The organism is Caulobacter sp. 73W, assembly GCF_041021955.1.
In the GTDB taxonomy this organism is placed as follows: Bacteria; Pseudomonadota; Alphaproteobacteria; order Caulobacterales; family Caulobacteraceae; genus Caulobacter.
The window spans coordinates 1974972-1989684 of record NZ_CP158375.1; the positions used below are offsets into that span (position 1 = coordinate 1974972).

General features: G+C 67.3%; 13 protein-coding genes. 8 read left to right on the forward strand and 5 right to left on the reverse strand.

Annotated features, from left to right (window positions below; genetic code table 11):
• Positions 1–189 precede the first annotated feature (189 nt).
• From ABOZ73_RS09190 to ABOZ73_RS09215, 6 genes are all read left to right on the forward strand, one after another.
• Positions 190–1362, forward strand: a complete 1173-nt coding sequence (locus tag ABOZ73_RS09190; protein WP_369062447.1) for a hypothetical protein — start codon at positions 190–192, stop codon at positions 1360–1362.
• On the forward strand, positions 1311–4610 hold the full coding sequence (locus ABOZ73_RS09195) for an autotransporter-associated beta strand repeat-containing protein (RefSeq protein ID WP_369062448.1): 3300 nt from the start codon (positions 1311–1313) through the stop codon (positions 4608–4610). The genes ABOZ73_RS09190 and ABOZ73_RS09195 overlap by 52 nt, the downstream gene beginning before the upstream one ends.
• A 206-nt stretch (positions 4611–4816) precedes the next feature.
• On the forward strand, positions 4817–6313 hold the full coding sequence (rpoN, locus tag ABOZ73_RS09200; RefSeq protein ID WP_369062449.1) for an RNA polymerase factor sigma-54: 1497 nt from the start codon (positions 4817–4819) through the stop codon (positions 6311–6313).
• Positions 6314–6370: 57 nt separating this feature from the next.
• Entirely contained in the window at positions 6371–6982 is a 612-nt protein-coding gene (locus ABOZ73_RS09205; RefSeq protein WP_369062450.1) for an exopolysaccharide biosynthesis protein, read from the forward strand.
• 49 nt (positions 6983–7031) lie between these two features.
• On the forward strand, positions 7032–7691 hold the full coding sequence (gene raiA, locus ABOZ73_RS09210; RefSeq protein WP_369062451.1) for a ribosome-associated translation inhibitor RaiA: 660 nt from the start codon (positions 7032–7034) through the stop codon (positions 7689–7691).
• Between the two features lie 78 nt (positions 7692–7769).
• Positions 7770–8237, forward strand: a complete 468-nt coding sequence (locus tag ABOZ73_RS09215) for a PTS sugar transporter subunit IIA (protein ID WP_369062452.1) — start codon at positions 7770–7772, stop codon at positions 8235–8237.
• A 41-nt stretch (positions 8238–8278) separates the two neighbouring features.
• On the opposite strand, the gene ABOZ73_RS09220 is transcribed toward ABOZ73_RS09215, so the two are convergent.
• The 4 genes from ABOZ73_RS09220 to ABOZ73_RS09235 all read right to left on the reverse strand — a co-directional run bounded on the left by ABOZ73_RS09220 (position 8279) and on the right by ABOZ73_RS09235 (position 11819).
• The gene (locus ABOZ73_RS09220; protein ID WP_369062453.1) at positions 8279–8542 is read right to left on the reverse strand and encodes a DUF1150 family protein; all 264 of its coding nucleotides are present in this window, start codon (positions 8540–8542) and stop codon (positions 8279–8281) included.
• A gap of 83 nt (positions 8543–8625) precedes the next feature.
• Positions 8626–9048, reverse strand: a complete 423-nt coding sequence (locus ABOZ73_RS09225) for an Hsp20 family protein (protein WP_369062454.1) — start codon at positions 9046–9048, stop codon at positions 8626–8628.
• Between the two features lie 121 nt (positions 9049–9169).
• Positions 9170–11086 carry an ATP-binding protein gene (locus ABOZ73_RS09230; protein WP_369062455.1) on the reverse strand — a complete coding sequence of 639 codons (1917 nt, stop codon included), beginning with the start codon at positions 11084–11086 and terminating at the stop codon, positions 9170–9172.
• The gene (locus tag ABOZ73_RS09235) at positions 11073–11819 is read right to left on the reverse strand and encodes a response regulator (protein ID WP_369062456.1); all 747 of its coding nucleotides are present in this window, start codon (positions 11817–11819) and stop codon (positions 11073–11075) included. Before ABOZ73_RS09235 ends, ABOZ73_RS09230 begins: the two co-directional genes overlap by 14 nt.
• A 211-nt stretch (positions 11820–12030) precedes the next feature.
• Here ABOZ73_RS09235 and ABOZ73_RS09240 point away from each other — a divergent pair, with 211 nt between their 5' ends.
• Entirely contained in the window at positions 12031–12708 is a 678-nt protein-coding gene (locus tag ABOZ73_RS09240; protein WP_369062457.1) for a hypothetical protein, read from the forward strand.
• Positions 12709–12714: 6 nt separating this feature from the next.
• Here the strand turns inward: ABOZ73_RS09240 and ABOZ73_RS09245 are convergent, their stop codons facing one another.
• Positions 12715–14349, reverse strand: a complete 1635-nt coding sequence (locus ABOZ73_RS09245; protein ID WP_369062458.1) for a Na+/H+ antiporter — start codon at positions 14347–14349, stop codon at positions 12715–12717.
• Positions 14350–14465: 116 nt separating this feature from the next.
• Here ABOZ73_RS09245 and ABOZ73_RS09250 point away from each other — a divergent pair, with 116 nt between their 5' ends.
• Positions 14466–14663: a hypothetical protein gene (locus ABOZ73_RS09250; protein WP_369062459.1), complete on the forward strand. Its 198-nt coding sequence runs from the start codon at positions 14466–14468 to the stop codon at positions 14661–14663.
• Positions 14664–14713: the final 50 nt, after the last annotated feature.

Below are 14713 nucleotides of genomic sequence, written 5' to 3' on the forward strand. Positions count from 1 at the left end.
GGAGCCTTCCTCCCCTGTCGCTACATGTGATGACACCCCCGCCCTCAGAACTCAGCTAGCTCTCAGCGGCGCCGTCAGGCGCCCGGCCGCACTCGGCGCTGTGTCCTCAGGATCGGCGCAAAAGCGCGACCCACGTTCCAGGCGAACCGCTCCGGCCGCAGCGCCAGAGGGCGTGTAGGGGAGGAAGTCATGGGCTTTGTCACAAACGAGGATGAACTGCGCGATGCGATCCGCGCCGCCAACGCCGGCGGCGATCATCAGATCATTTTCGATAGGGATATCACCCTCACCAAATCCCTGCCGATGATCACCGCCAACATGACCTTCGAGGGCCACAACCACAAGATCAGCGGCGCGGGCCTCTACCGCGCCTTCTTTATCCAAAACGGCCAGGTCAACATCTGGGACCTGACCATCAATGACGTCGCCGCCATCGGCGGCGACGGCGGTGACGCAAACGGGAGCCTTGGCGCGGGGGGCGGCGGCGGCCTGGGGGCCGGGGCGGCCATCTTCATTAACGATGGCGCCTACGCCTATGTCAGGAATGTCCAGTTTGGCGACGCCTTCGCCCAGGGCGGTCGCGGCGGCCGCGGCGGGGAAAGCGGCATCGGCTCCGAAATCGGCGGCGGCGGCGGCGGCGGCGGCATGGGCGGCGATGGCGGTGTGGCCCTAAGCGGCGGCGGCGGCGGCGGCGGCGGTTATGCCGGTTCGGGCGGGAATGCGGCCTCTGGCAGCTCCGGCGGGGGGGGCGGCGGCGGTGAATTCGGCGCTGGCGGTGACGGCGCGGAACGGGGCGGCGGCGGCGGCGGCGGCGCGGAGGGGGCGGGCGGCGATGGAGGTGACACCGGCGGCGGCGGCGGCGGCGGGGCAGGCGCTTCCGATGCGGGCGCTCACGCCTCCCTGGGCGGGGCCGGGAAGAACGGCGGTGGCGACGGTGGCGTCCATGACCCAGGCGATCAGGAAAGAAACGGCGCTGCTGGGGACAACTTCGGCGGCGGCGGGGGCGGCGCTGTGGAGGGGGCAGGCGGCATGGGCGGCCTCGGCGGCGGCGGGGGGGCGGCAGTGTCTCCGGCGGGGCCGGCGGGGCCGGCGGCGTGGGCGGCGGCGGCGGCGGCGGCGGGCGGAGCTCCGGCGACCCAACGGGGGGTAAGGGCGGCGACTTTGGCGGCGGCGGAGGCGCGGGCCTTGCGCCAGACGCGGTCGGCGGCGAGGGCGGTTTCGGCGGCGGCGGCGGCGGCGCCGTTACGCAGACCTCTGCCGCCAGTACCGGCGGCGCGGGCGGCTTCGGGGGCGGTGGGGGCGGCGGCAGCGTGGCCGGCGGCGCTGCGGGAGCCTTCGGCGGCGCCGGCGGGACCGGCCTGAGGGCCAGCGGCGGCGGGGGCGCCGCTTTGGGCGGCGCCATCTTCGTGGCCAAGGGCGGCGAGCTGACGTTCTATGATCCCAAGTTCATTGGAAACTATGGCGTCACCGGCGGCGCCGCCGGAGTGGCCGGATCGGCGGCCGTGCAAGGCGGCGCCGGCCGGGCCCTGGGCGAGATCATGTTCCTTGATGGGGACACAACGCTCAACCTTACGGACGACGCGATAATCTCCCACGACGACGCCATCGCCGGCTCCGGGGAGCTTAGGAAGACGACCTCCCATACCCTGACGCTCGCGGGAGGGAATGCGAACTTCACCGGCAAGATGGTGGTGAGCGGAGGTGACTTGCGTCTTCAGAACGGCGGGGCCCTGGGCGACACGGCCGCGGGAACAGTCGTAACCTACGGATCAATCAGCCTGGAGGGCGGCATTAGCGTCCTCGGCGAAAAGCTCGAGCTCAGCGCCAAGCTGCAAAACATCTCCGGCGACAATCGTTGGGGCGGGGACATCCGTATTCATGAGGGTGAGTTCGTCAACGATGCTGGAACGCTGACGATCTCTGGCAAGATTCTAGGCTCGGCCGAGATGTCCTCCCAGCTCGAAATCAAGGGCGCGGGCGCTACGCTCCTCACCGGCGAGATCGCCGATACGCGCATCACCAAGTGGGGGTCTGGGACCCTGACCTTGTCGGGGGCCAACACCGCTAGTCAGTGGACCGAGGTTTTCGAAGGCGTCTTGCGGGTCACTCACGCCAAAGCGCTGGGAACAGTCAGCTATGGAGTGAATGTTGGGACGGGCGCCGCGCTGGAGTTGTCCGGCGGCATCGCCATCGCCGGCCTAAGCCTTACTGTCGACGGCACAGGCGTCACCAACGGCGGCGCCCTGCGTAATGTCTCTGGCGTCAACAGCTGGAGCGGCGCGCTCACGGTTTCGTCCCCGACATCAATCGCCGCCGACGCCGGATCGCTGACCTTGTCGGGCGAGATCAACGCCGACGCCAGTGATCTCACCTTCTCCGGAGCGGCGGACATCAGCGTTGCCGGGGAGATCAGCGGTTCAGGCAAGATCACCAAAAGCGGCGCTGGAAGTCTGACCCTCGCGGCCGACAATGCTAGCTTCATTGGCGAGGTTCACGTCGCGGACGGGGTGCTGATCGTCGCCGACAGCGCTGCTCTGGGTGGAATAGCCCAAAAAACGTTTGTCCACGGCACGGGCACGCTGAGCCTGACGGGCGGCGTCCAGGTGGCCTCCGAAGCTTTGGATCTGTCCTACGGGGGCGTGCTGCGGAATATCTCCGGCGCCAACGCGTGGGGCGGCGACATCGAAGTAAAGGCCGCGGCGAACTACGCCACGGTCGAAAGCCTCTCTGGGACCTTGACGCTCGCCGGCACGATTTTTGGGGAGGCCTCGGCGCTCTTTGTCACCGGCGCTGGCGCCACGGTGATCAGCGGCGTCATCTCGGAGCTGGATGGCGTCGACAAGCAGGGCGCAGGGAATCTTACCCTCTCCGGAGCCAACACCTTCGATGGGACCGTGGATGTCTCGGCGGGCGTGTTGCGCGTCGCTCACGCCCAAGCGCTGGGGACCGTCGCGCAAGGAACCACCGTGTCCTCCGGCGCCGCCCTGGAGCTGTCCGGCGACGTCGCGGTGGCGGGTGAAGTCCTGACCATCAGCGGCCTGGGCGTGTCCAACGGCGGCGCGTTGCGCAACGTCTCCGGGACCAACAGCTGGAGCGGCGCGCTCAACGCCTCAGGGGCCACATCGATCACCGCCAGCGCCGGTTCGCTGACCCTGTCGGGCGCGTTCAATGCGGGCGCGAATGGCGTCCACTTCGGCGGGGCGGGCGCCATCACCGTTTCCGGCGCGATCAGCGGCGCGGGCGGAGAATTCACCAAGACCGGGGCGGGCGTCCTGACCCTGAGCGGGGTCAACACCACTGCCGCGGACTTCGACGTTCTGGCCGGCAAGCTGGTGGTCGACGGCTCGATCGGGTCGCGGATCAGCGTCTCCGGCGGCGCGACCCTTGGCGGGACGGGAACCGTGGGCGACGTGACCGTCACCTCCGGAACTCTCGCCGCCGGCAACTCGGCGGGCATACTGAGCACGGGCGACATCAATCTGACCTTCAGCTCCGCCTTGGCCGTGGAGATCGGCGGGACCACGGCGGGAATCGGCGGCTACGACCAGATCGACGTGACCGGCTTGGTGACCCTGGCCGGCGACTTGGACGTCAGCTTCCTTGGCGGCTTCTCGCCCACCAGCGGGACCTTCACGATCATCAACAACGATGGGACCGACGCAGTCAGCGGGACCTTCGACGGCCTGGCCGAAGGGGCCACCTTCGACATCGGAGCGACCCGGTTCACGATCAGCTACGTCGGTGGCGTGGACAGCAACGACGTGGTCCTGACGGCTTCGACGGCGCCTGTCGTCGTCACGCCCCCGTCGCCAGAGCCCACGCAGCCCACGCAGCCCACGCAACCGTCCATGACGCCGGAAGATATCCGTCAGGCTTTCACCGGCTCCAACGGCTTCAATCCTGGCGCGGCCAAGACGGCTCAGGCGACCATCACCCTGCCGGACGGCCGGGTGGTGGAGAACCCCAACTACAAGGCCGCCGCCGCCCTCGAACAGCTTATCGTGCGCTTCACGGCCGGCCTGATTAACGAGGCCAATCTCGCCGATCAGGTGGCGGACCTGGCCGCCCCGACCTCGGCGGTCGCGCTTCAAGCCTATCAGTTCTTCACCGGCCGCACGCCGGGCAAGCCGGGCATGGCCTGGCTGGTGGACAGCCTCGACAACGCCAACGACCTGACAGACCCGTACTACGCCGGCTTCAACACCGCGAACCGCTACATCAATTTCGCGGTCAATCTGGGGGTGCAGGGCGAAGGACGCTCGGGGTTCGAGGCGGGCTACGGCGCCCTCGACTTCACCGCCGCCGTCCGCAAGGCCTATGACGCGATCATCGGCCTGGACGAAGCCAAGGCCGCCGGCCTCGACGTGGACGCCGCCATCGCCTGGGTCGTCAGTCAGAAGGGATATTTCGACGCCCTGGGCGGGTCGGCCCTGGGCGGCAAGGCGGCCATGGTCGGCTACTTGATGTTCGCGGGTTTCGATGCGGACGTCGGTATCTATTCCGACGCGACGCACGACTGGCTGGTCGACGCCTTCAACGGCCAAGCCGCCTACGGCGTGGATATGGTGGGGCAGGCCGGGATGTCGTTCGCGGACGACATCCCCGCTTGATGGCGAAATCCCGCCCCGTCACCGGATGTGGCTTCAGGGTCCGGGGCCGCGCGCCCCGGGCCGCCCCTCCCGCCAGTGAAAACGGCAATCTTCGCCGTCGTCGGCGGGTTGACCCGCCCCCTCTTGGCCCAAGCCTTGCAGGCGGTAGCATCTCGTTAACCATGATGACCGCATCTAGTCCCTACGAGGTTTCGTAGGAGGCTGTCTTGGCTCTGGGCCCAAGACTTGAGTTTCGGCAGGGCCAGAGCCTGGTCATCACGCCGCAGCTGCAGCAGGCGATCAAGCTGCTGCAACTGAACAATCTCGAGCTGCAGGCCTTCGTCGAGGCCGAACTGGAAAAGAACCCGCTGCTGCAGCGGGACGAGCCCGAGGCGGAGGTCGAAGCCGCCGCCCCAGCAACCGAATCCTACGACGTCGACACTGTTCCGGACGCCGCGGCGGCGGCCGACATGGATGGCGGCGCGTCCGACAGCCACGCCGACGCCTCGCCCGGCGAGCGTGATTCCGGCGAGACCGGCGCCGAACCGACCGGCGGCCAGATCGACTGGTCCAAGGCCGGTCGCGGCGGCTCCTTCGAAGGCGACGAGGGCCTGGACGGCGCCCTTGGCCGCGAGAAGAGCCTGTGGGAGCACCTGCATGAGCAGTTGGCCGTCGCGGGGCTCGCCGCCGCCGACCAGGCCATCGCCGCGGTGCTGATCGACGCCGTCGATGAAGGCGGCTATCTGCGCGCCGAACTGGACGAGACCGCCCTTCGCCTCGGCTGCCCGATCGAGCGGGTCGAGGCGGTGCTGGCGGTGATCCAGGGCTTCGAGCCCGCCGGCGTGGCAGCCCGCGACGTGCGCGAGTGCCTGATGCTGCAGCTGAAGGACCGCAATCGCTACGATCCGGCCATGGCCGCCCTGCTCGACAACTTGGACCTGCTGGCCCGGCGCGACCTGCCGAACCTGAAGCGGATCTGCGGCGTCGATGACGAGGACCTGCGCGAGATGATCGCCGAGGTCCGCGCCCTCACCCCGCGCCCCGGTGCGGCCTTCAGCACCGGCGAGACCGCCCAGACCGTGGTCCCCGACGTGCATGTCCGCGAGGGCATGGGCGGCCTGTGGCATGTGGAGCTGAACGCCGAGACCCTGCCCCGCGTCCTGGTGGACCAGCGCTACCACGCCCGCATCAGCGGCGGCGCGCGCAGCGACCAGGACAAGACCTTCGTCTCCGACTGCCTGTCCTCCGCCAACTGGCTGGTGAAGAGCCTGGACCAGCGGGCCAAGACGATCCTGAAGGTCTCCAGCGAGATCGTCCGCCAGCAGGACAGCTTCCTGGCTTTCGGCGTCGAGCATCTGCGGCCGCTGAACCTGAAGACCGTCGCCGACGCCATCGGCATGCACGAATCCACCGTCAGCCGGGTGACCTCCAACAAGTACATCGCCACCCCGCGCGGCGTCTTCGAGCTGAAGTTCTTCTTCACCTCGGCCATCGCCTCCACCGGCGGCGGGGAGGCTCACTCGGCCCAGAGCGTGCGGCACAAGATCCGCCAGCTGATCGACGGCGAGGCCCGCGAGTTCGAGGTGCTCTCCGACGACGCCCTGGTCGACATCCTGAAGGCCGCCGGCGTCGACATCGCCCGGCGCACCGTGGCGAAATATCGCGAAGCTTTGAAGATCCCGTCATCGGTCGAAAGAAGACGTCGGTTGCGCGAGCTCGCCTGAACCCCACATCCTGTATGTGCGTTCTGACTTCTCAGGGCGTCATCACGGGACCAGCGCATGGAAGAGAACGACCGGCTCTCCGAGGTTCTGCAGACCATCTGCGATCGACCCGAGCCGCGCGTCTCGATCGGCGAAATCATGGACGAGTTCGGGCCTCGCGCGTTCGGCGCGGCCTTGCTTGTCTTTTCCGCTCCCAATCTGCTGCCGCTGCCGCCAGGATCTTCCACCGTCTTGGGCGCGCCGCTGGTGCTGCTGTCGCCGCAGGTCGCTCTGGGGGCCGAGCATCCATGGCTGCCGCGCCGGATGAGCGATCAGAACCTGCGACGCACTGATCTGCGCGGCGCCTTCGGCAAGCTGATCCCCATGCTGGAGAAGATCGAGCACGTCTCTCGCCCGCGCCTTGAGTTCCTGTTCGGCCCGGTCGGTGATCGCGTGATCGGCGCGGTCTGCACAGCGCTGGCGTTGATCCTGATCATACCCATTCCGCTCGGAAACCTGCTTCCTGCCGCGGCGGTGTCCGCCTTCGCCCTGGGCCTTATCCAGCGTGACGGCGTCTTCGCCCTGGCCGGGTACCTACTCACCGCCATCAGCGTGTGCGTGCTCATCCTGGGCGCAAGCGTTGTGGTGGCCAGCCTTCGGCATATCGCCGAACTCTGGCCGTGGTCGTAAGACCGCGGCGCCGCTTGACAGTATCAAAACGGAGGCGTTCGCTAAGCTCATGCAAGTCCAGATCTCAGGCAAACACGTCGCTGTCGGTGATGCCCTGCGGACGCGGGTGACCGACGAAATCTCCTCCAGCATCGGCAAGTACTTCGAGCGCGGCGGCGACGCCGACATCGTGGTCAGCCGCGAAGGCCACGCCTTCCGAGTGGATTGCTCGGTGCTCCTGGCTTCAGGCCAGCAGCTGCAGAGCCACGCCCTGGGCGGCGATGCGCACGGGGCGTTCGACGCGGCCCTCGCCAAGATCGAGACCCGCATCCGACGCTACAAGCGTCGTCTGAAGAGCCACACCAACGCGGCCGCGGCGAAAAGCGCCGAAACCGCTCAGTTCTACGTGCTGCGCGCGCCCGACCGCGACGACGAGGCCGATGAGGACTGGTTCTCCGAAGCCGATCACGGCGCGCCGAGCGCCATGGTCATCGCCGAGACACAGGCCGAGCTTAAGACGATGACCGTTTCCATGGCGGTCATGGAGTTGGACTTGACCGAAGGCCAGGCAATCGTGTTTAGGAACGCCGCCCATGGCGGTCTGTCGGTGGTGTACCGACGTTCTGACGGGAACATCGGCTGGATCGATCCCGAAAGGACCTCCAATGGGCATGCTTCGAGCCGTGCGAACGGCGCCGCACATAACGGCGTTTCGTCCGGGACCCAGTAGACAGTCTGCGCGTTCATGCCCGGCCGAATGTGTTCGACCGGGCGGCGGCCGCCTGACGTGAGCGAGCTTTCTAAGTCTATGAGTATCGGAGAGTTGTTGGACCGGCGAGCCATCTCGCCGCGTGCGAGCGCGCCTAATAAGCGCCAAGCCCTGTCCGTGATTGCTGACATCGCCGGTCGCACCTTCGGCGTTGACGCCGACGAGGCGCTCGACGCGCTGCTGGAGCGCGAGGCCGCCGGCTCGACCGGCGTCGGCCAGGGCGTCGCCGTGCCCCATGCCCGCCTGCCGGGCCTGGACCGCATGCGCGCCGTGGTCGTGCGCTTGGAGCAGCCGATCGACTTCGATGCGGTCGACGACCAGCCGGTCGATCTGATGGTGGCGCTGTTCGCGCCATCCGAAGCGGCCAGTTCGGAACACCTGCGGGCCCTGGCCCGCGTCTCGCGCCTTTTGCGTCACCCGGAGGTTCGCGAGCAACTGCGTCAGGCCAAATCCGCCGACGCCATGCATGTCCTTCTGGGCAGCGAAGTCGCCACGACCGCCGCCTGACGAAACCCGGCCGCGCCCATCCGGCGCGGCCGACTTTCATTTTAGTGCACGGAGACGGGCGCCAGCTCGTGGGCGAGCGCGGCGGCGACGGCGGCCGCCTTGTCGGTCAGCACCGCCAGCCTGGCGCCGTCAGCGCGATAGACGGCGTACAGGGTCTGTTCCGGATCCAGCGTCAGGGCCTGTTCGGGGTCCGCGTCCGGGATCACTTCGGCCGCCTTCACGGGGCGGACATAGACGAGGTCGGGCGCGCCCAGCGCGGCGAAAGCCTCGTTAGAGAAGACCGGATTTTGCAGTGTAGGCGTCATATCGACCACCTCCTTCAAATTTTCAACGCGCCGCATGGCCGCCGGTTCAGCCGGCCGCGACAGGCGCGCCTTTCTGGACAGGCTCAGCCGGCCGTCCGGATGGGGATTGTGCGGACCTGACGTTCCGGTTGCGGCCGGGCCAGATCCACGTGCAGGAGCCCGTGCTCCAGGATCGCCGCCTCGACCTCCATGCCGTCGGCAAGCACGAAGGCGCGGACAAAGCCGCGCGCCGCTATGCCGCGATGGAGATAGGCCTTGTCCTGCCCTTCCCCCTCGCCGCGACGACCGGCGATGGTCAGTTGTCGATCCTCGACCTGAACGAAAAGTTGCTCCGGCGAGAATCCGGCCACCGCCAGGGTGATGCGGACGCCGCCGCCTTCGCGGGCCTCGACATTGTATGGAGGATACCCTTCGCCGGCGGCCTTGGCGGCGCGCTCGATGAGGTTGCGGGTGTGGTCGAAGCCCAGCAGGAATGGGCTGTCGAAAAGCAGGGTGCGGGTCGTCATGGTCTGGAGCCCTTGAGCAAGCGACTCCCGCCCCCGGCCCTAGAGCGGCGCCGGATGCGGTTCCGCTTCTAGGTGGCGACGGCCAAGCCCCACCGCAAGGGCGGCCCGCGCCGCCAGCCGGTCAGGAAGAAACCGCAACCCTCTGCGGCTTCTTCACCGGCAGGGACAAGACCAAGCAGCTGCCCTTGCTCGACGGCTCCCAGAAAATCGTTCCCCCGATGGCTTCGGCACGGCTGAGCTGGTTGGCCAGGCCCCGCCCTGTGGACGGCGCCGCCGGATCAAAGCCCTTGCCGTCGTCCTGCACGCGGACCAGCACCCGGTCGTCCTGGGTGTGGATCATCAGGGATATCTGGCGCGCGCCCGCGTGCTTGAGGATGTTGGCGAACGCCTCCTGCAGGATGCGCAGGATGTGCAGGGCGTGGCGCTGGTCGAGCCACTCCAGCGGCGGGATCTCGCTGGCCCGCCAGATCAGCTTGACCCCGCTGGCCTCAAGTCGCGGCTGCAGGCGAAAACGCAAGGTGGCCAGGAGCAGAAGCAGATCGGTCTCCACCGGCTCCATGGAGTTGATGGTCAGCTTCAGATCGTCGATGCAGCCGTGAAGGATGGCCACAGCATCGATATCGGCCGCGCGATCATTCTCGAACGCGCGCAGCGCCGTCACAAGGCTGGACCCCAGGCCATCATGCATGTCCTGCATCAGCCGCTGGCGCTCCTTGTGAAGCAGTTCGCGATGCTCGATTTCGCGCAGCTGAGCGTGACTGGCGGTCAATTCCGCTTCGCGCTGTGCGAGTTTGTTGGCCAGCTCCGTCTTGGCCCGGGTCGCGGTCTCCAGCGCTTCGCCGTAGCGACCGTACATGATGTACCAAGACAGCAGGGTGAACCCGACACCTGCGAAGTTGGTCAGATAGACGTTCTCGATGTTCAAAAGATTCTGCTGAAGGCAAAGGTCGTAAACCCCCGCTGCGATCGTCAACAGGCACCACACCCCCATCATCGCGCTCACCCTGGAGCCGGCGCGGGAAGACTTGACGATGGCGTTGATGGCTCCGACCAGGCCCACGGCGAGGAGGTTGGTGTAGATCGGCACGGAGATCAGCCCCGGATCGAGAAGTCCGGGCAGCGTGGCGACCGTCCAGCCAGCGGCGATGAACACCATGGTCCAGGTAAGGATCGGCTCTCGTCGCTCATGCAGCTCTTCGATGAAGAGGTGCGTCGTCAAGATCATCCAATAGGGCGAGACGACAGTCAGCCACCCGAACCAGTCGTCCGAAAGGATCATCGGACGCGCGCCCATGAAGATGTGCAGCATTCTAGCGAAGCACGCCGCCGACATCGCAAAGTACAACAGGTAGATCCGCTCATTGCGGCGGCCGAACCATAAGAACAGTCCGAAAACACCCGTCACGAGGAAGGCCACAGCCGAGAAGGACGGCAGCTGCACCTGGAAGAAATATCTGAGCGCGTAGCGAGGAGCGAGCTGCCAATAATCGCCAACCCATACCGAAGACAGCGCTCCGCCGATGACGCGTACGTGTTGTAGCCGTATCGAAATCGATTTGGGCGCCTCTGACTCCGCGGTATGCGGAAGCGCGATCAAAAGCGGCTGGTTGGACCCGTTCCATTGCAGATTTGCATGAGCCTGATGGATCAGCTGGCCATCGGCATAGACCGCCAGCGTCCCATCGGACTTGCGGCGTGGGATATAAAGGTAGAGCTGGCGGTCCTCGTCCTGCATAGAGGGTGCTTTCAACCAATACCAGCCGACCTGAGTGGGCATACGCTCGATTGAAGCGCCCGGGCCCGGCGCTGAGAACGGCTTGGGCGCAAAGGGCAGGTCGATGAGCCGGCCTTGCCACAGACCGGGCGGCTCGGCGCCAGGAGGTAGCTGGTAGCCGGTTGTGGGCGTCGAGGTCAGCCTAGCGGTCGTTATCCGCTCCCCACGGGCCCGCGCCTGCGAGACAAGCGCTATTCCCAGGAGGACCAGACCGAGGACGGCGAAGGCTCCCCACGGAAACCAGCGCGCCCTAAAGAAGACCATGCGCTCGCGCCTCGAACACCGCCTCGGTCTTGGAGCGAACCTCCAGCTTGGCGTAGATGCGCCGCACGAAGGTCAGGACCGTGTTTCGCGAAACGGCCATCAGCTCGGCGATCTCCTCGAACGAGAAGCCTCTAGTGATCAGCTGCAGCGTCTCCTTCTCGCGGTCGGAGAGGCTGGGAACGCCCTTGGAGCCCTCCGGTTCGGCCGCTTCGGCAGGTCGGTCGTCGGGACGGAACCGCATGAGCACCTGCCGGGCGATGCGCGGGCTGATCGGACTGCCGCCGCCGTGGAGGACACGGATGTCCTGCGCGATGGTCTCCAGGGGGCTATCTTTAAGCAGGTAGCCGCTAGCCCCCGCCTCAATGGACGCGATCACATGACGCTCGTCCGCGAAGGTCGTCGCGACCATGATCGCGCATTCCGGCCAGCGAACACGCCCCTCCGCGATGACCTCAATTCCGGAGCCATCCGGCAGGCCCAGGTCCACCACAAGCACATCCGCCGCCGGGGCGGCGAAGAGCGTCCGCGCTTCGGCGACCGTTGCGGCGATGCCGGTTGTGATCAAGTCCGGGGCCCCGGCCAAGGCTTGGCGAAACGCAGCCTGGAACGCCGCGTCGTCCTCGACCAGGGCGACTTTAAGCTGCGCAGGGGATGCGTTTTCGATGCTCATCTCGTTTATTCTCGCCACACTCAAACGCTTACCCCGCAAGCCATCGCAGACCCTGCGCAGCATGGCGTCATCATATCTTGCGACAGGGCCAACATTGCTCCACCGGCGCATAAGCGGCAACTAGCTGGACAACAGTCGGCGCTCAAAGGGGCGCGAGATCAGTTCGCGCTTTTAGGGGGGCGCGAGGGCGTGGGGCGTCGCCTCCTAGCGACGCTCCACGCCGCTTAACCCTTTTAAGAGCGAGGCAGGAGCTTCGGCGCCGGAGGATTTGGCGATGTCATGGACCGAACCGGTCACGCGGCCGGACGTCCGCCGAAACCATGCGTCGCCGCGACCGCCGGTTTTCTTCGCATCGCGGCTGATCGCCGAAGGCCGACACACCAAGGTCGTCGAGTACTGCGTGGTCGACGCGGACGGCGGCGTGCAGCTGTTAACGCCGGTGACCTGGTCCGCGGAGACTCTTCGTCCCGACGTTTGGATTCCCACCAGCGCCGCCCGGACCGCCGTGCGCCTGCTCGGCCAGATGTGCGACGCCGAGGTAGTGGTGGTCGCACACGATCTTGAAGACGAGGTGCTTCAACCCCTGCGCCTCGGCAAGAAGGGGCGCCGTTTCGTGGAAATGCGCGATGTGCTGAGCCGCGGTGACCTGCGCGATCGCGTGAGCGACCTGGACGATCAGATTTCGCTGCTACGCTACGACCGCGGTCGACCGGACAGCGCCTTCGGCGATGCGCTTCTGCTCAGACAATACTGGGATTTCGTCATGATCCACCTCGGTGAGACTTCGCCGCTGGAAGGGTTGGAACCCGCCCGGGCGACGGAGCTGTCCGCCGTTTCCCGCGCGCCTGCTCGGCGAGCGCATAGCACGCCGGCCTGGGTGTGGGGTTTTATCGGGGCGATCATTGTCCAAATCCTGGCCCTCGCCGCGCTTTGGATGCTCCCCCAGGGCTAAAGCCGGTCAGCGGCTCCAGCGCGTCTCCATAAGGTCGATCTCACGCACCAAGTCGCGAGCGATATCGTCCTTGAGAAGACGACGGCGCACCATGCCGAACAGCTCCTCGCGCTCGGCCTTGAGGGCGGCCAGCCGCAGGTTGCGGTCGATCTCCTCCATCATCTGAACCAGCTCGGCGTCGCCGCCCTCGCGCGCGCCGCCGTCGATACGGCGTCGATAGAGTCCCATGACCCGGGCCGCCGCCTCGGCGTGCAGATCGGCATGCTCTTCCTGGCCCGCGCCCGGCTGAAACTGCTCGATGGCCCGGATCGCCGCCTTCGCCGCCGCCACGCGCGCGGCCTGCACCTCGCCATGACGGCCCTGCTCTTCGTCGGCTTCAATCCCGCGCATGGCCCATGGCAGCGCCAGGGCCGCCAGGATCAACGACGTCAGAATGACGCCCGCCGCCAGGAAGATGGCCAGGTTGCGGGCGGGCATCAGTGAGCCGTCAGCGACGAAGAAGGGAATGGTCAGGACGCCCGCCAGCGACACCGCCCCTCGAACGCCGGCCAGGGAGATCGCCGCCACCATGCGCCAACTGGGCCGCACGAAGGACTCGTCGCGCCGGACTTGGCGCAGCCCCGCCATGCGGATCGACACCCACACCCAGAGGAACCGAAGGATCGCCAGGGCCACGGTGATGGCCAGCACATAGACCGCCATCCACCACACCTCGTGGTGGCCGGACTGGCGCACCGTTCGGGCGGCCTTCTCCAGGATCGAGGGCATCTGCTGGCCCAGAAGGACGAAAACCGCGCCGTTGGCGGTGAAGGCCACGGTGTCCCAGACAGCGCTGCGCCGGACACGCGTGCCGGCCTGCAGTTGGCCGCCCAGCTCCACATAGCTCATGGCAACGCCCGCCGACACGGCGGCCATGATGCCCGAGCAATGCAGCGCCTCCGCCGCCAGGTAGGCGCCGAAAGGGATCAGCAGGCTGATCAGAATCTCGGCTCCGGGATCCTCGCCGAACCGGCGCGCCAGCCGCGACTTGATGAAACTGACCGTCAGGGTGAAGCCCGCGCCCGCGGCCACGCCGCCCAGCGCCAGCCACAGGAAACTCAGCACCGCGTCTGGCAGCGAGAACACCCCCGTCACCGCGGCGGCGATGGCGAAACGCAGACAGACCAGGCCCGAAGCGTCGTTGAGTAGGGACTCCGCCTCGAGCACCCGCATGATCCGTTCGGGGAATGGGGTGCGCCGGGTGATCGCCGACACCGCCACCGGATCGGTGGGCGCCAGCACCGCCGCCAAGGCGAAGGCCACCGGCAGCGGCATGGCCGGGATCAGCCAATGGATGAAGAAGCCCATCCCCACCACGGTGAACACCACCAGACCGAGGGCGAGCTGCAGGATCGGCCGCGCGTCCTGCTTCAGATTGTGCTTGGGCATGCGCCAGCCGTCGAGAAACAGCAGCGGCGGCAGGATCAGCAGGAAGAAGATCTCCGGCCGCAGATCGATGGTGACGCCGGCCAGGCCCGCGATCGCCGCGCCCAACGCCACCTGGACCAGAGGCAGCGGCACCGCCACGGGCAGCATGCGCACCAGATAGCCGCTGGCCACGACGGCCAGCAGCAGCAACAAAACCAAAGTCACGATCGCCATGGCCGCACCTTGCCGGGCGCGGCCTGCGGCATCAACCGCGCGTGCGAGCCCATGTCGCAGCGACGACATTCCTCGCCATGGTTAAGGAAGGCCTCCCTCCTGCCCCGGATTCCTCCATGTTCAAGCTGCTGACCGTCGGCGTCGTGTCCGAATACATGTCCTGCGCCGCCGTGATCTTGGCCGGCACCCTGGTCGGCGGCTATGCGGCCCAGGGCATGACCACCGCCCAGTGGATCGGCGGCCTCGCCGCCGTGGTCGGCGCCATCGCCTGGGCGGTGATCGTGCGGGCCTGGCCCGACACGCCCAGGGCGTAAACAGCACACAGCGACTGGCGCGGCGCGCGGGCCGCGGGTTAAGACTCGCC

Coding starts and splice junctions, on each gene's coding strand:
- ABOZ73_RS09190 (WP_369062447.1), top strand. CDS start 190: ATGGGCTTTGTCACAAACGAGGATGAACTGCGCGATGCGATCCGCGCC.
- ABOZ73_RS09205 (WP_369062450.1), top strand. CDS start 6,371: ATGGAAGAGAACGACCGGCTCTCCGAGGTTCTGCAGACCATCTGCGAT.
- raiA (WP_369062451.1), top strand. CDS start 7,032: ATGCAAGTCCAGATCTCAGGCAAACACGTCGCTGTCGGTGATGCCCTG.
- ABOZ73_RS09215 (WP_369062452.1), top strand. CDS start 7,770: ATGAGTATCGGAGAGTTGTTGGACCGGCGAGCCATCTCGCCGCGTGCG.
- ABOZ73_RS09220 (WP_369062453.1), bottom strand. CDS start 8,542: ATGACGCCTACACTGCAAAATCCGGTCTTCTCTAACGAGGCTTTCGCC.
- ABOZ73_RS09225 (WP_369062454.1), bottom strand. CDS start 9,048: ATGACGACCCGCACCCTGCTTTTCGACAGCCCATTCCTGCTGGGCTTC.
- ABOZ73_RS09230 (WP_369062455.1), bottom strand. CDS start 11,086: ATGGTCTTCTTTAGGGCGCGCTGGTTTCCGTGGGGAGCCTTCGCCGTC.
- ABOZ73_RS09235 (WP_369062456.1), bottom strand. CDS start 11,819: ATGCTGCGCAGGGTCTGCGATGGCTTGCGGGGTAAGCGTTTGAGTGTG.
- ABOZ73_RS09240 (WP_369062457.1), top strand. CDS start 12,031: ATGTCATGGACCGAACCGGTCACGCGGCCGGACGTCCGCCGAAACCAT.
- ABOZ73_RS09245 (WP_369062458.1), bottom strand. CDS start 14,349: ATGGCGATCGTGACTTTGGTTTTGTTGCTGCTGCTGGCCGTCGTGGCC.
- ABOZ73_RS09250 (WP_369062459.1), top strand. CDS start 14,466: ATGTTCAAGCTGCTGACCGTCGGCGTCGTGTCCGAATACATGTCCTGC.